The organism is Paenibacillus sp. IHBB 3054 (assembly GCF_051594305.1).
Classification (GTDB): domain Bacteria; phylum Bacillota; class Bacilli; order Paenibacillales; family Paenibacillaceae; genus Paenibacillus_AQ.
Genome location: NZ_JBOFBG010000007.1, coordinates 26,992 through 48,152, shown reverse-complemented (window position 1 = coordinate 48,152; position 21,161 = coordinate 26,992). Strand labels below are relative to the sequence as shown.

The window sequence follows — 21,161 nt, the reverse complement described above, 5'->3', positions numbered from 1 at the left end:
TACGGGCAGAACTATTCAAAAAAATCCTCTATTTCCTTTATAATAGCTTCAAGATTTCTGTTGTTTTGAAAATGGCTTGCATTTTCCAGGACAACAATTTTTTGCAGATGATTAAAAATCTCTTTCGACCTTGGAACAACCTGTTCAGCAGGGAAAAATATATCTTGATCTGCGACAATTAGTAAGGAAGGTGCGGTGTACGCCATCAACTCTTCCTTGGTTGCATACTTGGGAAATACCGTTTCCAACCGGACATAATCGTATATGTATTGTATCTGCAACAACAAATCATCATGGATTTCATCATCGAACATTGCTGCACAAGCCTTATATAAATTCCTATCGGTAGAAATTACTTTATATACAGCAAGCGGAATAAGTATCTTCCTCATCATGCCGATCATTTTACCTCCCGCAATACCTGAAGGTACAAGAAATACAGCTTTTTCAATACGCTCAGGTGCGTAGGCAGCCAAACGTATAAGTATTCCGCCTCCGTACGAGGGGCCAATAAATTTCGCCTTCGCTAGACCCAGACCATCCATAAAATCACAAACCCACTCAGCATATTCATTTGTTTTGGGATTGAGCCGGATTTCATCACTTTTGCCCGGATGTCCGATGGTATCTGGCGCAAAAATACGATAGATCTTAGACAGAGGTTCAAACCACTTGAGCGTTATTGGATTTACTACATTTCCTCCATGAAAGCAGATTAAGGGTGGTGCCGTTTCATCACCCCCGACTAAAATATGGGTTTTGCCAAATCGCGTATCCACGTATCGGCTCTCAAATTTCGTATCCAGCTGGGATTGTAGCTTGTCATAGATACCAAGTATTTTTTCTTTACCCAAGGGACTTTTATAGATTGACTTCATCGCTCCACCCTCCCTTCAAAAATCCTCTCCGCAAGACTTTCGATAAAGAAATGCACCACTTCTTCATGATGCTCTACGCTAATCTCATTTTTATGAAGTACTGTGAAAAATATCGCTCTCATCGCTGATGATACAAAGCCTATATCACATTCAACCTCAAGGTACTTTAAGAGCATTGAGATTTCGTCCTCGTCATCCGATAGATGTTCTTTAACGGTTTCTTCCGGCAGCTTTTGGATCAGAAGCTCGTAATCACCATTTTGAAGATTTAGAATCCACGGGTTTTTCTGGACCTCTATAAACATTTGCTTAAGACCCTGGATAAAACTCTGCTTTGGGGGCTCATTAGAGGTTTTTAATGCTTCAAGCATTGCATTCTTTATACGTTTATCAACGATTTTAAGAACATCGAAAAAAAGCAGTTCTTTTGATGGATAAAATAAATAAAAGGCACCTTTTGATATACCCGCCATTCTGACGAGCTCGTCCACGCTGGTTTTTTTAATTCCATACTTTCCCCAGCATATCTCAGCCTTGCTTAGGAGCCTTTCCTGTATGATCTCCTTTTCTTTATCGCTAAATTTCTTCGCCATGCCGCCTCCTTAAAACTCTATGACCGTTTTTGTCTTTATAGTCATATAATAACGTTTTCACTCCTTGAAATCAATAGGCATCCCTGTTTTCTTGCCCCGGGTTCTTATACTCCATAAGAGCTGAACAAAGACGTTCACATGCCAGGAGAAAAGGCAACTAACGCTGGCGGCACGTTCAATTCGCCTAAATATACTAAGCCAGACAAATTAGAAAAAACCCTTCCAAGGAAGGGTCTTATTTGTAAAACAGGATGCGGTCAAGAGGACTCGAACCTCCACGATATTGCTACCACTGGCACCTGAAGCCAGCGCGTCTGCCAATTCCGCCATGACCGCATATTATGATGACTCGCTTTCGCGGTCACAAGATAGATCATATCATACTGAGAAATCAGAGTCAATCTTTTTTAATTTTTCATTGGTTTCATTAATTTTTGGTTAAATATTGCTTTTATTGATGAATAAGAGGTATAATAAGAACAAAGGTTCGCATAATATAAATGAGGTGATTTATAATGGCGACTACCAAGAGAAGCACACTAATCACACCAGCTATTCCTGAAGATATAACCAAAGACGAATTGTCCCTTGTCAGAAGCTATCTGCTGCTAACGTTTATTCATAAAGTATTTGAACGGGATTGCCGGGTGATCGGCAAGAGTGGTCTGTTTAAGACGCCTCAGCTTTACATGGAACTGGTGTCCAGCGCAACCAAGAAGACCTCGCTAATGCTGCAAGAGGTAACCCGTGAGCTGGCTTCACATCATTTGAAGATCACCACCATCCGCCAGGATCAGCGCGGCGTTGAAGCACAATATGCCTGCCGCGGTTATGTGGGAGAGATCAACATCCCGTGGCCTGGATTCCGCAATGAAATGATGCTGCGCATGCGCGCTTATCTCGGATTAAATCCCGAGCTCACTGTTCTCCCTAAGGAAGACAGCGTCGAACAGATGGCTATGTCCATCTAATAGCATAATGAAGTATATAAATAATGACAGCCCTTATCCATAACCGGACAAGGGCTGTCATGCTGTTAGTTGCTTATATATTGTCCGGATCTTGTCTAGGCTCCGAGAAAGGCTGATACACGTAATTACGGTCAAGCTTCACTACCCGCTTATTGGGACGGCGCACCATCACCTGTGACTCGTCCCAGGCCAATACAATACCCTTGACGTCATTGCTCTCCAACGCATCACGTACGACACGTATTTTCTCTCCGGATATCCGGTACGCATCCAACTGTTCATCACTGATCATGTGGTTATACTCCCCTCTCTCCGTTAGTTAGCTTGTCCATTGTCTCCCGCAATTCACTCATGAAAAAGGCCCGAATGATAAATCATCTGGGCCTCAGTTCCTTACTAGAAAGCAATTCTGTATGTCTTATGAAGATACTATATCAGCGCTTCATTCTTCTCAAACCAGAAATCAAGAACTTTAGCGGACATCACACGTTCTTCCAGATATTCAACCTGATGATCACTGAAGTTCTGTTTCCAGTTGAAATCCAGTTCTTTACACAAACCTGTGATTGTCAAAAGCTCCGACCAAGCTACATAACGTTTGTACCAGAAAAATTGAGGATGTTCAATCATATAGGGATACAGATCGTCGAACTCCGTGTGTTTACAATCCAGCGCACGCTCGAAATGATCCTTGGCCTCGGATAATTTATCTATAAAGAATTGCTCTGTCACCGGTTCTTTCCCCATTGTGACGCCTCCTCTCCTATGTCTAATGTTTATTATAAAGGAAAAGTCATAGGGTGAAAAGCAGATGTTTTAAAAATAGGCTATACACCTATTAATTGCCACTGCTTAGTCGCCAAAGACTATTGTTCCTTCACTTAGAGACATAATTCTGACCAGCGACTCCAGACGGATGCCCTGTTCCCGGATGGTGCGGGCTCCTGCCTGAAAGCTTTTTTCCACCACTACGCCCAGTCCAACCAGTTCGGCCCCTGAACGCTGGATGATCTTGATCAGTCCGCGCGCTGCATCACCATTGGCGATAATATCATCAATAAAAAGAATCTTATCATCCGGGGAGATATACTGGCGGGACAGCATAATATCAGTAACGATTCCCTTGGTGAACGATGGTACTCTTTCGCATAAAGCATCAGGATCGGCCAGCAATGTTTTTTTGCGGCGGGCAAAAACAAGCGGTACCTTCATTTCATAAGCGGTGGCAAATGCCACGGCAATACCCGAGGACTCCACGGTAACTACCCGCGTAACTCCGGCGTCCGCAAATCTCCCGGCAAACTCCCGTCCCATTTCCATCGTCAGCATGGGATCCACCTGATGGTTGAGCAGACCGTCTAGTTTCAGTACCTGATCCGAAACGACGACCCCTTCCTGCAAAATCCGCTGTTTCAATACTTCCATGACTTTGAACCTCCATTACCCTTTATAATTTCAGACATTCCACTCTAATACACCCATTTGCCATTAGGCGGAAGTCATGTCCTTCTGTTCCTCATCATAACCTGTACTATACGGACTGCACAAGGCAATCCTGCGGGCGCTGCCCATTTTTTATATTCATAGCATTGAAGGAGGCGAGCCATGAAGTCCCATGTCCGCACATTGCAAATCGCTTTCACTTATATTGGCACCATTGTAGGCGCCGGATTTGCCACCGGCCAGGAAATCCTCCGGTTTTTCACCCGGTACGGCCACTGGGCGGTATTAACCATTCTGCTCGCGACGGTGCTCTTTATTTGGCTGGGCACCAAGATGATGGTGATTGCCCGGCGCATCGAAGCCGATTCTTATGAAGACTTTAACCGCCATCTCTTCGGCGAGCGGGTTGGCAGCAGCATCAGCCTCTTTACCTTGATCGTTCTCGTCGCAGTCAACAGCATCATGCTGGCAGGGGCAGGGGCGATATTTCAGGAGAATCTGGGATTGCCGTTCCAGGCAGGTCTGTTGATTACAATATTCGGCTCATACTTTTTACTGAAACGCGGAATTTCCGGGATCCTGCAAATCAACAGTGTTGTCGTGCCCTTAATGCTTACTTTGTCGCTAATCATCATTTCCAATACGCTCGGTGTGCCGGGAGCAGGGCGCTTTCTGTTTCTTGAAACCGATCGCAGCATCTTCGGGGCGTGGATGTCGCCACTGCTCTATACCGCCTTCAACCTCGGGATGGCCCAAGCCGTGCTTGTTCCGCTGGCCCGCCATACCGATGATGAAAAATCCCTGGTGCGGGGCGGCATCCTCGGCGGGGCAGGGATCGGGTTCATGCTGCTGGCCGCTCATTTTGCCATGAGCTCGCAAATGCCTGGCATCCTGCAGTTTGAAATCCCTATGGGCAGCATCGCCTTCCGGCTAGGCCCCCTTGTGCAGAGCATTTATCTGCTGCTGATCTTTCTGGAAATCTTCAGCACTTTTGTAGCCAATATCTATGGAGTTGGAGTACAGCTTAAGCAGCATCTGCCCATCGCCCCGTCCCTCGTCACTCCCCTGCTGATGCTGATCTGTTATTTATTCAGCCAATTTGGCTTCAGCTCACTATTGGGAGTTTTCTACCCTATATTCGGTGCCTTGGCGCTAGTCTGGGTTATTATGCTGCTGCGCGCGCCTATGTCTCCTCCGCCCCGGATAGCTGACCCTTCCAACCCGGAAGGTAAAGCCATCACTATTGTAGCTGTCAAACCGGTGATTCGATTCACACGGAAATAACAGCTGGAAGGATGAAGCAACTATTCCCTCCGGATAAATCCACTTCAGCGAGAACTAGAAGGATAATTTATAGCGTGAAGCATATGATTTCTTATATTTTTAAAAAGCTGTACGGCCGCTTAGTTCGCAGCCGTTCAGTTTCTATACAGAGATCACAGCGGCTGCCGGTATCAAACGTACAGCCGCTTCGGCTACATGCCGGTGACAGGTCATCATGACAATCTGCCGGGAAATTGACAATTCACCGATCAGTGCCAGTGCCGCATGCAGGCGGCGTTCATCAAAGTTGACGAACAGGTCATCGAAGAGCAGCGGCAGGCTGGCCTGACGGGTCATCGTCTCTGCCAAGGCCAGGCGGATAGCCAGATATAGCTGCTCCGCCGTTCCCCGGCTGAGCAGTCCGCTGTCCAGAAGCCCGGCATCCTTATGCTCCGCCTTCAACTCCTTGTGCCCAAGCGTCATCACGATTCTCAGGTATTCCCCTTCCGTCAGCTTGTTGAAATACGCCGAAGCCAGCTGCAGTACCTGCGGCTGCTTCTCCTGCTCGTAGATGCGGCGCGTCCTTCCCATCAATTCGGCCGCCAAGGCTGATACAGCATACTGTCCGGCCAGAAGCTTCAGCGCCGCCCGCTGCTCCTCCAACTGCTGGAGGACTGTGTCTTCCAGGCAGCGCTCCTTCAAATACTCGCGCTCCTGCAGCAGCTTGCCCCGGTGCTGAAGCAGCGTATTACGTTCTTCCTCAATACTTGCCGCAGCATCCTCCGCTGCGGACCGTTCCCGCTCCAGCGCAGCAGCATCATGATGCTCCAGCAGCTTCTGCAGTTCAACCGCTTCCCCGTTCTCCCATCCACCGAACATGGCCAGCTCCCACTGGCGGATCGATCTGGTCAGCTCCAGACGCCGCTGCACGGCTGACGAACGGCGCAGAAATTCCTCGCCGTCCGTAGCACCGCCCTCCTGCAGCAATCTGCCGCTGCGCTCATTCAATACCTCAAGTGCTTGACGGCCCCCGGCAAGCTCCGCCTGTACTTCATGCAGCCGCTCTTGGGCAGCTTCCCGGCGGAGCAGTTCCGTCTTGAGCTGGTCCCAATCCCGCTTCCTGATCTCCAGCCAGCTCAGCAAAGTGAGCGCGGCAGTTCCAGCGACAGGTTCTATTAATGGCAGAACCCGTGTATTACCTGTACTTGCTGTATCGTTCAGGGATAAAACCTCAGTATTTACGGATGGCAACAAACCCGAGAGATCTGCTGTGCTTGCTGCAGCGTTGTCGGCGGCAGCTGATGACAGTTCGCCCCCGGGTGCTGCCTCATGCCATAAATCCAGGCATTCTTGCTCATAAGCAGCGCACTCTTCTTGCAGCTCTTTAAGCCGTGCCGCCAGTTTGCTCTCCTGGCGCAGCAGCTCGTTCCCCTGCTCCACTCTGGCGAATATATCCGGCAGCCCTTCGGGCGACAAGCCTTCCGGCAATCTGTGCTGGCGCAGCCATGTTTCATAGCTCTCATCCAGCTGGGTAAATTCAGCCTCAGCACGGTCCATCTCTTCAGCCAGCGCCCGCTCCTGCCCGGAGAGCGTCTCAACCTCTGTCAGGCAGGTTTCCCGTTCCCCGGCCAGCCGTTCCACCCGCTGCCGCCAGGCATTCCAGGCTTCCATGAGCCTGCGAAGCTCCTTCATGCCAGCCTCCAGCCCGCTTGCTTCAGGGCTGGGCGCTGCCGCCGGCCTGCGGCCCGGCCGGCTTAAAGCACTCTCCGGCTCCGCACCGGAGAGCAGCAGCCCGCGCAGCCGCAGCATCTCCGCTGCGGCCACGCTCCCGTCCCCGCCATGCTCCGGCGGGGACGTTCCCGGTCTGCGCGCGGCGTGCAGACCGGCCCACAGGGCCAGGTCCGCGGCGGCCAATAGGCCGAGCGCGGTCCAGGCGCTGACCGGCGGCGCACCGGTCAGGTACAGCGCAGCCGGCAGCAGCAGCGTCAGCGCTGCGCCTGCCGCAAGCAAGCGCCGGTACAGCGCAGCCCGGCGCTCTCCCGCGCCGGAGCCGCCACCGGCGCTGGGGCCGCTGCGCGGCCCTGCCCCGCCGAGCTGCGCTTCGCGCCAGCGCTCGGCGGCCTGCTGCAGCTCGTCCCATAGCTGCAGCACTTCACGCGGGCTGCGCGGGGCGAGGCCCGCGAAGTCCGCGGCGCCGCTTGCGTGCTCGCGTGCAAGCGAACGTTCCGCCGCCTGCAGCGCAGCGCCCGCGGCGGCGAGACGGGAGCGGAGGCTCTGCCGCTCCGCCTCACGCGCTTCCATTCGCCGGTCATACCCGGCGAAGGATGCCACGAAGCGCCGTGCGGCTTCACGATCCGCCGCCGCACCGGAGAAGTCCGCCAGCTCGGCTAGGCTCCAGCCTGCGCCAATCCCGCGCAGGATGCGCTCCAGATGCTCATGCAGCGCAGCAAGCTCGCCCGTGAGACGCTGGCGTTCAGCCCTCCGGTCCTCATAACTGGAACGCCGGCGGTCCAGACGCTCAAGTGCCGGTCCTTGTGCAATCAGCAACAGATCCGGCGGATGCTGGGCAAGCTCAGCGATAAGCTCCTGCTCCAGACGCTCCATGCGGAATACCGCTGCTTCGCTGCTGCGGATCTCCCCTTCAAGGGACTGCCAGCGAACTGCACCGTTCTCCGGAAAGATCTCAATCACCGGCAGCTCTGCCAGCTCCAGCCCCGCTTCCCGCCACTTGAGCCACAGCTCGCGGATGTCCTGCACCTTCCGCAGTTTGACCAGCATCTCCCCGGTGGAAGTCCGCAACTTTTCCAGCCTCGCCAGCTCCAGCTGCGCATTATCCAAAGCAGCAGTATTCTCATTATACCGGGGAAGATAAGAACGGCTCTCAGCCATTTCACGTTCCAGCTTGTCGATGCTTTGCAGGATTTTGGCCGCATCCTGCACTTTGCCGCGCGGCTTATACAGCTTCTCGGCTTCCTGGATCAATCGCCGCTCGGCCCGCATAATTTCGCCGCCACCGCCCATCCCGGCATGGAACAGATAGCTGCTCATCTCCTCGGACTGCAGTGCCCCAAGCTCCTGAAGCTCGTCCAGCGACACGGCAAACAGCTGCCGGAACATGCTTCTGGAAATGCCGCCGAGCAGACGGCGCTCCATTTCCGCTTGCCCCACTTCCTCGGACCGTCCATCCGGATAGCTGACAGTAATGTTCAGCTTTTCGCTGCGTCCCGCCGTCTCTCCACCTGCGGCATAACGGCGGATTCTCCATAGGCCTCCCTGCTCGTCATTCGCCGTCAGCATGCCGCCATGCAGACCACCCTGTGCCGGCTCATATCTTTCCGCCAGATTCACCCTGGTCGGGATCCCAAAAAGCATCGCCCGGATGAACTGCATCGTAGTACTTTTACCGGCCTCATTACGTCCAAACAGAACGGTTACGCCCTCCTGCAGCTCCAGTTCCCGGTTATGCAGACGCCCGAAACCTCCGATCTGCACATGCTGTATCTTCATCCTGTACTCCCCCGCTCCTGCCGGTCGGGGGAATGCCCGGTCCCTCCGCTGGCTGTATCCGTTGCACCTGGCAGTCTGATGTCTGCTTTTTCCCCCTCAGCGGTCTCTTCCACCCCGCTAAGCAGTGTAATCCCCAGCTCTGACGCGCTTTTCAGCCAGCCCCGTTTCTCCTCTTCATCTACCGAGGATAGCAGTCTGCGGAGCTCCTGGTTCTCCATGAGCGGCTTCAATGCACTTCCGATCAGTTCATCCAGTCCTTCTGCCGTCTCCCCGCTGCGCCCCGACAGCCGCAGCATTTCACCCAGGAAGCTGTCCTCCTGCAGCAGCCGTTCCCGGTCTATCGCCAGACCCGTTTCCACCGAGAAACCCTCTGTCCACACGAGACCGGCATATTCTTTCCGCTCCGCACGTTTAGCCTCACGCCGCTGCAGCTCAGAGAGCAAATCATCCGCCGCACCCTTTTCTGCCAGTATCCTGTGCACGCCTCCCCTGCCTGTAAGCCGAAACCGCACAACCGACATCATTTGCGGAAGCTCATTCCTGATTTCTTCAATTGCCTGCTCGACAGCTTCAATCCATTTCACCTCATCCGCCAATCCTTCAATGGAAATCTCCCGCACCTGCCAGCGGACGGAATCCAGTTCATGAAACTGGAGCGATGCAGCTCCTGCTTCATCCACATCCACCACATAACAACCTTTGGGTCCGGTCTCTTTAATGCTGCGGCCCTGGATATTGCCCGGATACACAATAGACGGACGCTCATGCAGAATACTGCGTTTATGTATATGTCCCAGCGCCCAATAGTCGAATCCCCGGCTGATCAAATCCTTGCGGGTGCAGGGGGAATAGGTTTCGTGCTGAAGATCCCCATCCACGTTGCCATGCAGCAGCGCAATATGAAACAGGCTGCTTCCGGGCCTGCGGCTAAATTTCAAGGCAGTATTCTCCGTTACCTTTGCTGTTGGATAGGAAATTCCGCTGACCACAGCAGCCTCCTTCCCGTCGCTCCGACGGCGGGCGATGGCCTGTCCCGGCTCTCCTGAACTAAACACAGTGACATGCTCCGGTGGTTCTGTTGCCAGACGCGGCCCGTCGAGCGGATCATGGTTGCCGTGAATCAGAAAGACCTGGATGCCATGCCTTCCCAATTCCTGCAGCGCTTCCTGAAACCGCAGCTGTCCCTGCAGCGAAGCATCGGAGACATCGTACACATCCCCGCTAATGACCACAAAATCAACTTCTTCATGAACGGCTACGTTAACAAGCCGCCCGAGGGCGGCGAAGGTAGACTCCCGTAAATAGGAGCGTATAGCCTGCGGAAGCTGCGCCAATCCGGCAAAACGGCTGTCTAGGTGCAGATCCGCGGCATGCAGGAAACGAAAAGGAATCATCTGCTCACCCTTTCGTTCCCGGCTGATATTGCAGATAGGTTTTTTTGAGCTCATTGGCCACCCGGGTTAGCGAATACAGGCTTTTTGCTTTATCCCAAGCCGAACGGGACAGCTCATAGCGGTAACCCGGATCGCTGATTACTTTTTCCAGCGCATCCGCCAGTGCCACCTCATCGTCAGGATTGACCAGAAGTCCGTTCACCCCGTCTTCAATTTGTTCCGGAATCCCTCCCACATTCGTGCCGACAAGAGCCAGACAGCTGAGCGCCGCCTCCGCAAACACCGAGCCAAAGGCTTCCGCGCGTGAAGGGAGTACAAAAATATCAAAGAAAGGCATGAATTCTTCCGGATGCAAAGTGTATCCGTAAAAAATCGTCTCATTATAAATGCCCAGATTCTGGGCTAGTGACTCCAGCTCACCGCGGCTGGGACCATCCCCAATGATGTGCAGCACATACTCATGTCCCCGTTTGTTCAGCTCGGCACAAGCTTTAAACAACGTATCTATCCCTTTGGCCGGCACAAGCCGGGTTACGGTCACCAATTGCGGGATGCTGTTATCATGCGGAACAGGCTTGAATCTTTTCTCATCGAAGCCGTTTGGAATGACGCCAACGCTCGAAGGCTGGTCAATATATGGCGCCAAATAATCGGCAAAAGAGCGTGAAACCGTCATCAGGCGGTCACTGACATGCTCCAGCTCACGGTACACCGAGACAAGAAATTGATGCTCCGGACCGCCTTCTTCAATGATTCCATTCAGAATCAGCTCACGTTCATAGCTGGAATGGAGGGTCTGGATCAGCGGGATTTCCGGATAGATCTTTTTCATCGCTAGACCGGCAATCGGATGATGTGCATGGATCAGATCATACTTTTTACTCATCCGCAGCTTCGTCCACCATATATAATCGCGGTAGGTCTGAATATATTTTTGTACAACCGGACTTTCGCCATACTTAGTCCAATCAAAGGTCTCAAATACAATCTCTTCGCGCCCCTTGCCGCGAATCCGTTTGGGCAACCAGAAGAGATCCATATCCCAGCGGCTGGAACGGAAACGTTCCTGGAGATAAGGAATCATTGAAGATACCCCACCGGGCTGTTCCGGCGGGAAGAATAGCGCTTGCAGCAAGTTCATCTGGTACATCCCCTTTACAATTGCCCTGATTACGGTGAGGCCCGGCAATTATGATATAGTAATAAATATGTACAATTACTGGTACGCAAAGGTCCCATACCTTGATTTTATCGGTATCCACCTGAAACAGCAACCAAGAAGAACACTTGAGCCTGAATTGATTTTGACATGAGGAGAATGAATGATGACGGAAGAACAGCTGCCCGCCGCTTACACCACTGCCATGAGAGAAATGCTGGGGCAGGAGGCGGACGCTTTTCTGCAAAGCTATACTTTGCTGCGGACCCAGGGTCTGCGATTCAACACTTTAAAAAGCCGGCTTGGAACCGGCGTCCGCGCTGCCGAACATACGGTTTCCTTGTTCGGCCTTACACCGGTACCTTGGTGCCCCTCAGGGTATTACTACGAACATCCGGCCCGGCCCGGACGGCATCCCTACCATACCGCCGGACTATATTATATTCAGGAGCCCTCGGCAATGTCCGCGGCCGAGCTGCTGGGGCCGCTTCCCGGTGAGACGGTGCTGGATCTTGCCGCCGCTCCCGGCGGGAAGACGACACATATCGCCTCTCTAATGCAGGGGCAAGGTCTGCTTATATCCAATGAGATCCATCCCGAACGGGCCAAAATTCTGGCCGAAAACGTCGAACGCCACGGCATCTCCCACGCACTGGTGACCAGTGCAGCTCCAGGGGAGCTGTCACGGCGTTTCCCGCAGGTCTTCGACCGGATAATGCTGGATGCCCCCTGTTCTGGTGAAGGTATGTTCCGCAAAGATCCCGCTGCTGTAAGCGAATGGTCTCCGGGCCATGTCGAGATGTGTGCGGCAAGACAATGGGATATTTTGCAGGATGCCTATATCATGCTGAAACCGGGCGGCTGCCTGGCGTATTCGACCTGTACCTTCAACCGCAGCGAGAATGAAGACACCATCGCCCGGTTTATAGAGCATTATCCCGATATGGAGCTGATTACCGAGAAACGCCTCTGGCCGCATCTGGAGAAAGGCGAAGGACATTTCGTCGCCTTGCTGCGCAAGGCACCTGCAGAAGAAACTGCGAATAGCCGCAGCAAACGGGGCAGCGGACGGGGCAAAAACAGCCCGCGAACAACCTCCTCCGTGCGCGATGCTTACCAGCAGTTTCTGGGCTGGGCAGCAGAGCATCTGCCAGGATTCACCGGCCAGGGTGTGCCTCTGCTCTTTGGAGAATCCTTGTACCTGCTCCCGGAGACATTTAACGCTAGCCTGCATACCGGTCTGCTAGAAGGCCTCAAAATCCCGCGGGCCGGGCTGCATGTGGCCCATCTGAAGAAAAACCGGATCGAACCGGCCCATGCTCTGGCAATGTCTCTTCAGCCCAGTCAAGCTGCCCGTAGCTGGGACCTTGCGGCCGATAGTCATGAAATTCAGGTCTGGCTGCGCGGAGAGAGCCTGCCGGTTCCGGCTGAGCTGCACGGCTGGACACTGGTCACCGTTGACGGACTTCCCGTTGGCTGGGGCAAAGCCAGCTCCGGTCAACTGAAGAATCACCTGCCCAAAGGGCTGCGGATCCTAAAAGCCCATATTGACGAGCAATAGGCAACTGACCAGTTCGTGAGGCCTCCCCCGGCATATGATGACATTATCCCAAAGACGCCCCAGCATAACAGCGCGGCATGGGAACTAGACATGAGTTAAGGGAGGAATCAGACATGGGTGCACATCCAGGCTTTACATCGACCGGTGCGATTTTGGTGCTCTTTATTTTACTTGTCATCATTTCCCGTTCGTTGTTTGTCTAATTCCGCTCAAGCAGCAACGCACAGTGGTACCAAGCGGCCCGCCGTCCCTTTAAGAGGCGGTGCAGCCGCTTTTTTGCATTTCTAGTTCACGGCTGTTTATATCTAGCAATGTTTTATCAGTGATCGCAGATTGATAAAGCAGATCAAATAAGCAGAAAAAAAGCATAAACCAGCGCCTCAGGGCACTAGTCTATGCTTTCACATTTATATTCTTACTTCACGCTCACTTATTTCATACTTTCTCAAGTATTACGATAGGCAGTACTTCACCAGCGCGTCGCGGACCCCGCTGTCGTTGTTGGTTCCAGTAACCGCGTTTGCCGCTGCTTTGACCTCGAGTGGTGAATTGTCCATCGCAACACCCAGTCCGGCGTAGGTAAGCATCGAAATATCATTATAATAATTCCCGATTGATAAGACTTCCTCCTGAGGAATCCCAAGCTGCACAGCCAGATTCTTCAGCGCATTCCCCTTGGAAGCCTCGGGATGCATGAAGTCTACAAAAAATTCACCGCTGCGCAAAATGTTGTACTGCTGCGTCCAAGTGCCCCATTCACGTTGTGCTTCATCCAGAATGTCCGACTGGGTGAAAACCGTAAATTTTACAATCGGTTCACGGAAATCCTCCCAGGCCGGCAGCGAAGCAGGCATAATCCGGAAGTGCTCGTACATAAAATTAGCCTCTTGGGTCAAATTCTCCACATTATCGACGTACATATCAAAAGCGGTATTAACATCGAAATGGATATCATGCTGCCGGCAATAATCAATGTAAGGGTCGAGTCCACGGGCATCCAGCCCGAATTGATGCAGCACTTTGCGGTCATTGACACGGACCGTCGCCGCTCCGTTGTGGCCCAGCACATACCCTGACAGGCCCATTTCTTCCATAAATGGAATCGAGTTCTGCGGGCTGCGGCCTGTGCATAATACTATCTGTCCGCCCAGCCGCGTAACCTCAGCAATTGCCTCTTTGTTCTCATCACTTAAGTGGTGATCATCATTCAACAGTGTTCCGTCTACATCCAGCGCAATCAGTTTGTATCTCATACCCCACCATCCTTGTCTGTCTTTTATATCTATATATGAAAGTTTACAAAACCCCCGTCAACTAAGACACGTACTTTAATTAAGCCGGTATTAAATCAGCAGCGGGGCTATTTCTCATGCTTCCCGGCCGTCTGCACCGAGCAGACTCAGCTCTTCTGCCGTCAACTCCCGGCAAGCGCCCAATGGCAGGCTTTCGTCCAGCTTCAACTCCCCCATAGACACCCGCTTCAGAAACGTCACTTTTTTGCCTACCGCAATAAACATCCGCTTCACCTGATGGAATTTCCCTTCGGTAATGGTTAGGGAGATTTGTGAGGTGATTTTGCTGCCGCGCTCTCTGCCAAGGATACTCAGCTGTGCCGGGAGAGTCACATAACCATCTTCCAGCTCCACACCGGCGGCAAATGCAGCCACATCTGTTGCGTCTACTTCGCCCTCCACGATAGCCTCATACGTCTTCGGCACATGTTTTCGCGGGGACAGCAGCTCATGGGCGAGCTTGCCGTCATTGGTAAGCAGCAGGAGTCCAACCGTATCCTTGTCCAGTCTCCCGACCGGAAATGGCTCGAACTGCGCATACGCCGGCTTCAATAAATCAAGAACAGTCCGGTCCCGTTTGTCTTCTGTAGCAGACAGGACACCCGGGGGCTTGTTCATCATCAGATAAATATGCTCGCGGTACAGAATCGGCTCCCCATTGAGCTCTACTCTGTCAAGATAGGGGTCAACATGAAACCCGCTGTCCTTTACCACAATCCCATTAACAGTAATCAATCCCTGCTTCGCCTGCTTGCGGATGTCACTGCGGGAACCTGCGCCCATATGGGACAGCACTTTATCGATCCGTTGTTTCTTAGCGTTATTTCCCGATGCCCCCATGCCTTATGTCCACCTCCAGCCAGCCGGATATTCATTCTTCAACATTCCGTCCTGCCACTTCGCCCAGCCAGCGCTGTACCCGTCGATACAGACCAGCACATACCCTTTGAGTGCACTGCCTGACTTCACAGACAGTCGTTCTGCCGGAATGGACAACGTTTCGCCTTTAAGATAGGAGACCGCTTCACCGCTGCTGCTGGACAGGGAAAGACTGCGGCAACTCTCATCCGGGTGCAGGGCGGTAGCGAGCGGATGCCCGGGAATAAACCGGCCGTTGCGCACATGACCTACATACCAGCCTGGACGGATCGTCTTCAGTCCATCCAAGGCTTCCTTCGGCAATGGCGAGATGTACAAATGTTCACCGAACCATACGGGATATCCCGCAGGCTGCCAGCCGAGCTGCTCCTTGAAGAAATCGGCATAAGCGGCAAGCAGTGCCTCTTCTCCTATGCTTTGCTGTTCTCTGCCGGAGCCGTTGCCGGATTTGCCGAATGCACGGCCGCCTTTGCCGCCGCGTCCTCTTTCTGTTTTGCCTCCAGCTGCTTTAGCTGAAGGTGATGCTTTGCCTGACTTGTTCCTCGCAGCGATCCCAAGCGCAATGTCCCGGTTTCCGCCCTCCTCTTCCGGAGCGAGGCTTCCATCATGGCGCAGCACGGCCATGAAATGCCCCTCGCCCTTGACCTTATGCGGCCACAGACGGGCCGTCTCCGGCAATTCGCCGAACCCCGGCGCGAAAGAGCCGGTGCCGCCTGCCGGAACCGGTGAGAACCGGGGATGTGCGGCCAGAAAACCGGCTATCGTCCCCTCATTCTCTTCTACCGCAAACGTGCAGGTCGAATAGACCAATGTCCCGCCGGGCTTCAGCGCCGCAGCGGCAGAGACAAGAATGTCCCGCTGCATCGCCGCATATTTCTCTGGCGTTCCCGGCTCCCACTGCTTCACCATGTCTTCATCCTTGCGGAACATGCCTTCACCGGAGCATGGCGCGTCGATTAGAATCCGGTCAAAGAACCCGGGGAATGCCGCTGCGATCCGTTCCGGGCTTTCATTCAGTACAATGCCATTGCGGACTCCATAAAGCTCCAAATTTTTGGCCAAAGCCTTAGTCCGCTCCGGATGAAGATCATTGCTGACCAGAAGACCTTCGCCTTGCAGCTTAGCGGCGATCTGCGTAGATTTGCCGCCCGGTGCGGCACATAAATCCAGCACCCGGTCACCTGGCTGCACATCAAGCAGCTCTACAGGAGCCATTGCACTCGGCTCCTGAATGTAATACAGGCCGGCATGGTAATACGGATGTTTGCCAGGTCTGGCGCCTTCCTCGGTATAAAATCCGGTCGGACACCAGGGAATCGGCTCCAGCTCCAAAGGTGCTAGCGCCAGCAGGTCCTTCACCGATATTTTCAAGGTATTGGCGCGGATGCCGCCATAAGGAGTTTCCTTGTAGGTCTCCGCAAATTGTTCATACTCCGTTCCCAACAGTTCTTTCATCCGCTGCGTGAACGAGCCGGGCAATTGTGCCGCCATGTTGCTTTCCTCCTGCTTTTTGTTTCTGAATGTAGGAATGAATAATTCAAGGAACACCCCGGTGGAGTGCTCCTTGTTGTCTTGCTGTATTTATTGCTTCATTTGCGGTGCGGTGAGTGAGCCGGCCGCTGGGGCCCCCTGCGCTGCGGCAAGTTGGGTATAATCCGGGCAGCTGCAATCTTTACAGCCTCTTCCAGACCGGGATCTGCAATTTCAAGGGTCAGATCATAATAGGGAAACGGCTGTACATCATAGCCTGCCAGCTTGCGGACATACTCACCAGTCTCCTGTACAAGCTTCGCAAGATGAATCCCCAGCGTTTTATCCGGATACTTCTGCAGCACATTATGTGCCCCGCCCAGCATAATCCTCCCGCCTCGCACATTCCCGTTGCGGAAATGATACAACCCGACCGCTACCTGAAGAAGTGCTTTGTACAGCGGATCACGGTCTTTGGCCAGCCACAGCTCTTCAAGCACCTCATGACATTCGAAATAATCTCTGTCTCTATTAAAATAGACCAGGTACGCCAGATACAGCGGTTCATAGACCATCCGGCAGACTGTCCTTCTTCGCATTAGAGAGCAGCTCACGCACATGGTCCAGCAATTCCTTCATCGCATCCATATCCTGCGCCTGCCAGATCACGTTGAAACGTTCCTGGCTTTCAATTGCCTCGTTCACCAGATGATAGAAATACAATTGATGAATCGCCTTGAGCAATTGAGTCGTCATATTGGAATTTTCTTCGAAGGTTTTTTGAGCCTCCAGAATTTCTTCACGGATGCTGGACATTTCACTGTCCAGTATGGAAGCGGCCTCTGCCGCCGTCTTGAGCCGCACCCGCATTTCATCAGGTAGGCTTTCACGGTATTTATAGTTCAGCGAATGCTCGATGGTTGCCCAGAAATTCATCGCCAGTGTGCGGATTTGAATCTCGGCGAGCACAATCTTTTGCCCCAGAGCCGTCTGAACAGGATATTTAATAATCATATGGAAGCTGCGGTAGCCGCTTTCCTTGTAATTGGTGATGTAGTCCTTCTCGTAAAGCACTTCAAGATCCTTGCGGGCACGGATATACTCCGCCACTCTGCGGATATCCTCAACGAATTGGCACATGATGCGTATGCCGGCGATATCCTCAATGCCTGTCTCCAGATCTTCCATCTTCACATTCAGCCGCTTGGCCTTCTCCAGAATGCTGGACAGCCGCTTCACGCGTCCGGTTACGAACTCGATCGGCGTATATTCCTCTCTCTTCTTGAGCTCCGAGCGCATCGTCTTGAATTTAACCTTGAGTTCCTCCACAGTCTGTTCATATGGAAGCAAAAAAGTTCCCCAGTCCCTGCCGTCCATCGCCTTCGTCCTCCTGTCCATTCATCCTTCAGTGATGATCAGCGCCCACCGCTTCTAGGATATTACGGAATCCGTCCCGCCGCAGAAGCTGCCTAAGTCCGGCATGCACACTACGGTTAACCTCCGGTCCTTCATAGATGAGAGCTGTATAAATTTCAACCAGGCTGGCACCTGCCCGGATTTTGTCATAAGCATCCTGGCTGGTAAAAATACCGCCTGAACCAATAATCGGCAGCTTGCCGCCGGTCTGGCGATAAATGCTGCGGATAATCTCCGTGGAACGGTCGCGCAGCGGTTTGCCGCTGAGGCCCCCTGTCTCTCCGGCTTTGTCACTCTTCAGCCCCTCGCGGTTGAGCGTGGTGTTCGTAGCGATCACGCCGTCCACGCCGGCTTCAGAGAGTGTATGTACCATATATTCAAGCTCGGTGTCGCTGACATCGGGAGCAATCTTGACCAGCAGACTTTTGGCCATACCGCTTTTCTCACGCTGGAGTTCCATTTCCTCTTTCACTTGGGCCAGCAGGTTCGATAATTCACTGCCATGCTGGAGACTCCGCAAATCCGGTGTATTCGGAGAGCTGATATTAACCACAAAAAAATCACCGTACGGATAAAGCGTACGGATACACTGCCGGTAGTCCTCATGTGCTGATTCATTTGGGGTCACTTTATTGCGCCCGATATTGACCGCCACAGGAATTCTGCGTTTCTTCAGCACCTTCAGCCGCTGGGCCATGGCCTCTGCACCTTCATTATTGAAGCCCATCCGGTTAATCAGTGCTTCGTCCGGAAGAAGACGGAACAACCGCGGACTGTCATTGCCCGGCTGGCTCTTGGGCGTAACCGTACCCACTTCCATAAATCCGAAGCCAATTGATGAGAAGCCGCCCACCGCTTCAGCGTTCTTATCCAGTCCTGCCGCAAGACCCACCGGAGTGGGGAAATGCAGACCGAACAGGTCTACCGCAAGATCGGCTGTCTCTGGAACGCCGTACATCAAGCGCATGGCCGCGCTGCCGCCCGGAACCAAGGCCGCTTTGTTCAAACCGCCTATAACGAGATGATGTGCCTTCTCCGGGTCCATTTTAAAGAAAATTGGTTTACCTAAATTTCGATACAGCACCGTTCTCGCTCCTTCAAGGGATAATACGTGATGTCCCGCGACTCCCCGTTTCTATAGGTTTCTTCTTAATTTTATCCGTTTCGGGAAGAAAAGAAAAGTTTTTTGCCCAGGTGATGCCTGCGAGCGAAATGCAGAGTATAGTATTTTTCTTGCAAACGCATTACAATGTAAGGGTAATCACCGATCAAGAGAGAAAGAAGGATGACCAGTATGTCAACTAAACGCAAACCTCCTACACTCCAGCAGAAGAAGGAAGAAGTCAACCGCAAAGCAATCCTGTGGATTAGTGTAAGTCTGGCCTTGCTGATTCTTCTTATTATTGTTCTATTTCTTGTAGCAGGTAATTAATTCAGCCAGTGGTAGACTTTGTGGGGGTTGGTCTGATTTTGAGGTGCTCCAGAGGGATAGGCTTCCTCCGGAAGCAGCAGCTCCTCAGGCAGAACCCCTTTAGTAATCTGAACCTTCGTTCCCATCGGTACCATGGCGAATAATTCCTCCACATCTTTGCGGTTCATCCGGATACATCCCAGCGATTCATCTTTGCCTATGCTGTCAGGCTCATTTGTGCCGTGTATGGCATAGTTGCTGTCCGAGAGCTGCATCCCGCGGCTGCCGAATTCCCCGTTGTCATGGCCATTCGGATTGACCACCTTGTCTGTGATCGTAAAAGTCCCTTCAGGTGTTTTGTCGCCGCCGAGTCCAATCTCATAGTTCCGCAGAATTATCGAGCCGCTGGTCACTGCCAGGCGGTGTTTTTGTTTATCTACAATAATAGTCAGCGGTCCTGTAAAAAAGGGCATTTCCGCCGCCGCATCACCGCTTGCTCCAGGAGAATTGCCGCTCTGGCCAGCTGCAGGAATCCCCGTTGCCGTGGCAGTATCGGGCTTGGCAGTAGCCGCCGGGGCCTGCGGGACTGCTGGGGAAGCTGCCGCACGCAGCGAGGCAAACTTCGCTTTCATCAGCGGAGTCGTTCCACCCAGCCAATTTCCCGGAAACGGCGCCTCCAGCTCCCCAAGGGATTTCGGCAGCACGCCCTTGCTGCTCTTGTAGGATCGCATGGCGCTCCACAGCACTGCCAGCTCCTCCTGGTCCTCCTGCCATCCTGCCGCCTGCTTCTTCAGCTCTGCTGAATCCGGGGGCTGGCAGGCACAGACCGCCGAATTGTAGGATTGGTATACAATTCGTCCTTCCTCACTCTTCTCCAGCGTAGCCTCGAGCGGCAGTTTCTTCTTCCATATAAGCCATTTGCCGGAGCGCTCCATTCGCAGGATCGCCGTTGAGCCGGTCGGCTGGCTGCTCTGCAGCAAGCCCGCCAGCGCCTTGCCAGGTCCGGCAGCGTCCCCCGGCTGTGCCGTAAAGGCCAGCTTTACCGGATCCGGGGCCAGCTGTACTCCAGTCTCAGGCACCGACGTTGCCGTAAGTTCCTCCGGTAAATCTACCGGAGCTCCGCCGGCAATCTCTGGAGCCGAGTTGTCCGTTTCACCGAAACCGGGAAGGGTACCCGGCGCAGCTGCATCCGGCAGAAACACCAGCAGCAGCAGAACTAGTGTAAGCAGAATACGGCGCATTCTCTGCTTGTTCTGGTGACGCTGCCGGGCAGCCTGAAGCAGGCCGTCTTCATATTCACGCAGCATTTCGGCCGGCACCTTGCTGTGCTCGAAAGCTTCGTATACTTCACCGGCCTGATTGAAGCAGTAATTCGCTTTGCCTTGCTGGCCGTTCTTATAGTATTCCTTACCAAGCAAGTACCATGCCATCTTGTTTTCAGGATGCAACTGAACATACGCCTTAAGATGCTGCGAGTTTTTCATCGGGGCCTCCGCGGGTTTGTGATTCTTTCCTTATATATATCGGTCAGTCCATCAAAAAAAGACATCCCCCAACCGAATTTACGCCGGCGAAGAGATGTCTTTATGTAAATATAAGGTTCGCGCTGAGCGATCCTTATATCCTGTAGTCAACGAAAAACCTCTTGGATTAACCTTCTTTATTAAAAGGAGCATCCGCAATTTTGATGGAGTCCGTTGGGCATCCATCTGCAGAATCCTGCAAATCGTCGAACAAATCATCCGGAATTACAGTACACCCGCGATTGCTGTCATTCTCGTAGATCACTTCTGCCAAACCTTCATCATCATAATCAAAAATATCAGGAGCCGTCGCGCCACAAGCACCACAAGCGATGCAAGTATCTTTTTCGACCCAAGTGTATTTAGCCATTTTTTCTCTGCCTCCCGTTAAACAATACAGC

Annotated in this window: 21 protein-coding genes and 1 tRNA gene; 5 read left to right on the top strand and 17 right to left on the bottom strand. The window is 52.8% G+C overall.

What is annotated here, in order from left to right; all coding sequences use genetic code 11:
* Positions 1-11 precede the first annotated feature (11 nt).
* The 3 genes from ACQ76X_RS10625 to ACQ76X_RS10615 form a co-directional block, all read right to left on the bottom strand.
* Positions 12-878, bottom strand: coding sequence for an alpha/beta fold hydrolase (locus ACQ76X_RS10625; RefSeq protein ID WP_438493598.1), 867 nt, complete (start codon positions 876-878; stop codon positions 12-14).
* On the bottom strand, positions 875-1,471 hold the full coding sequence (locus ACQ76X_RS10620) for a TetR/AcrR family transcriptional regulator (RefSeq protein WP_438493596.1): 597 nt from the start codon (positions 1,469-1,471) through the stop codon (positions 875-877). The genes ACQ76X_RS10625 and ACQ76X_RS10620 overlap by 4 nt, the downstream gene beginning before the upstream one ends.
* A 252-nt stretch (positions 1,472-1,723) precedes the next feature.
* Positions 1,724-1,807: transfer RNA gene (locus ACQ76X_RS10615), tRNA-Leu, on the bottom strand.
* Positions 1,808-1,986: 179 nt separating this feature from the next.
* Between ACQ76X_RS10615 and ACQ76X_RS10610 the strand changes: the two genes are divergently transcribed.
* Positions 1,987-2,442, top strand: coding sequence for a hypothetical protein (locus ACQ76X_RS10610; protein WP_340899129.1), 456 nt, complete (start codon positions 1,987-1,989; stop codon positions 2,440-2,442).
* Positions 2,443-2,515: 73 nt separating this feature from the next.
* Here the strand turns inward: ACQ76X_RS10610 and ACQ76X_RS10605 are convergent, their stop codons facing one another.
* From ACQ76X_RS10605 to ACQ76X_RS10595, 3 genes are all read right to left on the bottom strand, one after another.
* The gene (locus tag ACQ76X_RS10605) at positions 2,516-2,734 is read right to left on the bottom strand and encodes a hypothetical protein (protein ID WP_076112335.1); all 219 of its coding nucleotides are present in this window, start codon (positions 2,732-2,734) and stop codon (positions 2,516-2,518) included.
* 137 nt (positions 2,735-2,871) lie between these two features.
* Positions 2,872-3,189, bottom strand: a complete 318-nt coding sequence (locus ACQ76X_RS10600; protein WP_038589706.1) for a hypothetical protein — start codon at positions 3,187-3,189, stop codon at positions 2,872-2,874.
* A gap of 105 nt (positions 3,190-3,294) precedes the next feature.
* Positions 3,295-3,867 (bottom strand): xanthine phosphoribosyltransferase, encoded by a 573-nt coding sequence (locus ACQ76X_RS10595; RefSeq protein WP_038589705.1) that lies wholly within the window; start codon positions 3,865-3,867, stop codon positions 3,295-3,297.
* Between the two features lie 180 nt (positions 3,868-4,047).
* On the opposite strand from ACQ76X_RS10595, the gene ACQ76X_RS10590 reads away from it, so the two are divergent.
* Entirely contained in the window at positions 4,048-5,169 is a 1,122-nt protein-coding gene (locus ACQ76X_RS10590) for a YkvI family membrane protein (RefSeq protein WP_438493593.1), read from the top strand.
* Positions 5,170-5,310: 141 nt separating this feature from the next.
* On the opposite strand, the gene ACQ76X_RS10585 is transcribed toward ACQ76X_RS10590, so the two are convergent.
* From ACQ76X_RS10585 to ACQ76X_RS10575, 3 genes are read right to left on the bottom strand one after another with little or no spacing between them, the layout of a single operon-like run.
* Positions 5,311-8,655, bottom strand: a complete 3,345-nt coding sequence (locus tag ACQ76X_RS10585) for an AAA family ATPase (RefSeq protein WP_438493591.1) — start codon at positions 8,653-8,655, stop codon at positions 5,311-5,313.
* Positions 8,652-10,103: a metallophosphoesterase family protein gene (locus ACQ76X_RS10580; protein ID WP_438493589.1), complete on the bottom strand. Its 1,452-nt coding sequence runs from the start codon at positions 10,101-10,103 to the stop codon at positions 8,652-8,654. Before ACQ76X_RS10580 ends, ACQ76X_RS10585 begins: the two co-directional genes overlap by 4 nt.
* Positions 10,054-11,190 carry a glycosyltransferase family 4 protein gene (locus ACQ76X_RS10575; protein WP_038589703.1) on the bottom strand — a complete coding sequence of 379 codons (1,137 nt, stop codon included), beginning with the start codon at positions 11,188-11,190 and terminating at the stop codon, positions 10,054-10,056. The genes ACQ76X_RS10580 and ACQ76X_RS10575 overlap by 50 nt, the downstream gene beginning before the upstream one ends.
* A 184-nt stretch (positions 11,191-11,374) precedes the next feature.
* Here ACQ76X_RS10575 and ACQ76X_RS10570 point away from each other — a divergent pair, with 184 nt between their 5' ends.
* Together ACQ76X_RS10570 and ACQ76X_RS10565 are read left to right on the top strand one after the other, a co-directional pair.
* A complete protein-coding gene (locus ACQ76X_RS10570; protein ID WP_438493874.1) occupies positions 11,375-12,769 on the top strand; it encodes an RsmF rRNA methyltransferase first C-terminal domain-containing protein in 1,395 nt (464 codons plus the stop codon).
* Between the two features lie 113 nt (positions 12,770-12,882).
* Positions 12,883-12,972, top strand: coding sequence for a YjcZ family sporulation protein (locus tag ACQ76X_RS10565; RefSeq protein ID WP_218642532.1), 90 nt, complete (start codon positions 12,883-12,885; stop codon positions 12,970-12,972).
* Between the two features lie 249 nt (positions 12,973-13,221).
* Here the strand turns inward: ACQ76X_RS10565 and ACQ76X_RS10560 are convergent, their stop codons facing one another.
* The 6 genes from ACQ76X_RS10560 to ACQ76X_RS10535 form a co-directional block, all read right to left on the bottom strand.
* Positions 13,222-14,022 (bottom strand): Cof-type HAD-IIB family hydrolase, encoded by an 801-nt coding sequence (locus tag ACQ76X_RS10560; RefSeq protein WP_342439562.1) that lies wholly within the window; start codon positions 14,020-14,022, stop codon positions 13,222-13,224.
* A gap of 114 nt (positions 14,023-14,136) precedes the next feature.
* Complete coding sequence (locus tag ACQ76X_RS10555) at positions 14,137-14,901, bottom strand: pseudouridine synthase (RefSeq protein WP_438493586.1); 765 nt, start codon at positions 14,899-14,901, stop codon at positions 14,137-14,139.
* Positions 14,902-14,904: 3 nt separating this feature from the next.
* Complete coding sequence (locus ACQ76X_RS10550) at positions 14,905-16,431, bottom strand: RsmB/NOP family class I SAM-dependent RNA methyltransferase (protein WP_438493584.1); 1,527 nt, start codon at positions 16,429-16,431, stop codon at positions 14,905-14,907.
* 98 nt (positions 16,432-16,529) lie between these two features.
* A complete protein-coding gene (locus tag ACQ76X_RS10545) occupies positions 16,530-16,985 on the bottom strand; it encodes a DUF309 domain-containing protein (protein WP_438493873.1) in 456 nt (151 codons plus the stop codon).
* A complete protein-coding gene (locus tag ACQ76X_RS10540) occupies positions 16,975-17,787 on the bottom strand; it encodes a GTP pyrophosphokinase (protein ID WP_038589698.1) in 813 nt (270 codons plus the stop codon). Before ACQ76X_RS10540 ends, ACQ76X_RS10545 begins: the two co-directional genes overlap by 11 nt.
* A gap of 28 nt (positions 17,788-17,815) precedes the next feature.
* On the bottom strand, positions 17,816-18,910 hold the full coding sequence (locus ACQ76X_RS10535) for a quinone-dependent dihydroorotate dehydrogenase (protein ID WP_438493581.1): 1,095 nt from the start codon (positions 18,908-18,910) through the stop codon (positions 17,816-17,818).
* 210 nt (positions 18,911-19,120) lie between these two features.
* Here ACQ76X_RS10535 and ACQ76X_RS10530 point away from each other — a divergent pair, with 210 nt between their 5' ends.
* A complete protein-coding gene (locus ACQ76X_RS10530) occupies positions 19,121-19,258 on the top strand; it encodes a hypothetical protein (protein ID WP_179091796.1) in 138 nt (45 codons plus the stop codon).
* On the opposite strand, the gene ACQ76X_RS10525 is transcribed toward ACQ76X_RS10530, so the two are convergent.
* The gene (locus ACQ76X_RS10525; protein ID WP_438493579.1) at positions 19,255-20,721 is read right to left on the bottom strand and encodes a L,D-transpeptidase; all 1,467 of its coding nucleotides are present in this window, start codon (positions 20,719-20,721) and stop codon (positions 19,255-19,257) included. The genes ACQ76X_RS10530 and ACQ76X_RS10525 overlap by 4 nt on opposite strands.
* A gap of 166 nt (positions 20,722-20,887) precedes the next feature.
* Positions 20,888-21,130, bottom strand: coding sequence for a ferredoxin (locus ACQ76X_RS10520; protein WP_076112325.1), 243 nt, complete (start codon positions 21,128-21,130; stop codon positions 20,888-20,890).
* Between the last annotated feature and the right edge of the window lie 31 nt (positions 21,131-21,161).

Excerpts from the sequence above, each read along its gene's own strand:
- ACQ76X_RS10625 (WP_438493598.1), bottom strand. The coding sequence starts at position 878 with ATGAAGTCAATCTATAAAAGTCCCTTGGGTAAAGAAAAAATACTTGGT.
- ACQ76X_RS10620 (WP_438493596.1), bottom strand. The coding sequence starts at position 1,471 with ATGGCGAAGAAATTTAGCGATAAAGAAAAGGAGATCATACAGGAAAGG.
- ACQ76X_RS10610 (WP_340899129.1), top strand. The coding sequence starts at position 1,987 with ATGGCGACTACCAAGAGAAGCACACTAATCACACCAGCTATTCCTGAA.
- ACQ76X_RS10605 (WP_076112335.1), bottom strand. The coding sequence starts at position 2,734 with ATGATCAGTGATGAACAGTTGGATGCGTACCGGATATCCGGAGAGAAA.
- ACQ76X_RS10600 (WP_038589706.1), bottom strand. The coding sequence starts at position 3,189 with ATGGGGAAAGAACCGGTGACAGAGCAATTCTTTATAGATAAATTATCC.
- ACQ76X_RS10595 (WP_038589705.1), bottom strand. The coding sequence starts at position 3,867 with ATGGAAGTATTGAAACAGCGGATTTTGCAGGAAGGGGTCGTCGTTTCG.
- ACQ76X_RS10590 (WP_438493593.1), top strand. The coding sequence starts at position 4,048 with ATGAAGTCCCATGTCCGCACATTGCAAATCGCTTTCACTTATATTGGC.
- ACQ76X_RS10585 (WP_438493591.1), bottom strand. The coding sequence starts at position 8,655 with ATGAAGATACAGCATGTGCAGATCGGAGGTTTCGGGCGTCTGCATAAC.
- ACQ76X_RS10580 (WP_438493589.1), bottom strand. The coding sequence starts at position 10,103 with ATGAGCTCAAAAAAACCTATCTGCAATATCAGCCGGGAACGAAAGGGT.
- ACQ76X_RS10575 (WP_038589703.1), bottom strand. The coding sequence starts at position 11,190 with ATGAACTTGCTGCAAGCGCTATTCTTCCCGCCGGAACAGCCCGGTGGG.
- ACQ76X_RS10570 (WP_438493874.1), top strand. The coding sequence starts at position 11,375 with ATGACGGAAGAACAGCTGCCCGCCGCTTACACCACTGCCATGAGAGAA.
- ACQ76X_RS10565 (WP_218642532.1), top strand. The coding sequence starts at position 12,883 with ATGGGTGCACATCCAGGCTTTACATCGACCGGTGCGATTTTGGTGCTC.
- ACQ76X_RS10560 (WP_342439562.1), bottom strand. The coding sequence starts at position 14,022 with ATGAGATACAAACTGATTGCGCTGGATGTAGACGGAACACTGTTGAAT.
- ACQ76X_RS10555 (WP_438493586.1), bottom strand. The coding sequence starts at position 14,901 with ATGGGGGCATCGGGAAATAACGCTAAGAAACAACGGATCGATAAAGTG.
- ACQ76X_RS10550 (WP_438493584.1), bottom strand. The coding sequence starts at position 16,431 with ATGGCGGCACAATTGCCCGGCTCGTTCACGCAGCGGATGAAAGAACTG.
- ACQ76X_RS10545 (WP_438493873.1), bottom strand. The coding sequence starts at position 16,985 with ATGGTCTATGAACCGCTGTATCTGGCGTACCTGGTCTATTTTAATAGA.
- ACQ76X_RS10540 (WP_038589698.1), bottom strand. The coding sequence starts at position 17,787 with ATGGACGGCAGGGACTGGGGAACTTTTTTGCTTCCATATGAACAGACT.
- ACQ76X_RS10530 (WP_179091796.1), top strand. The coding sequence starts at position 19,121 with ATGTCAACTAAACGCAAACCTCCTACACTCCAGCAGAAGAAGGAAGAA.
- ACQ76X_RS10525 (WP_438493579.1), bottom strand. The coding sequence starts at position 20,721 with ATGAAAAACTCGCAGCATCTTAAGGCGTATGTTCAGTTGCATCCTGAA.
- ACQ76X_RS10520 (WP_076112325.1), bottom strand. The coding sequence starts at position 21,130 with ATGGCTAAATACACTTGGGTCGAAAAAGATACTTGCATCGCTTGTGGT.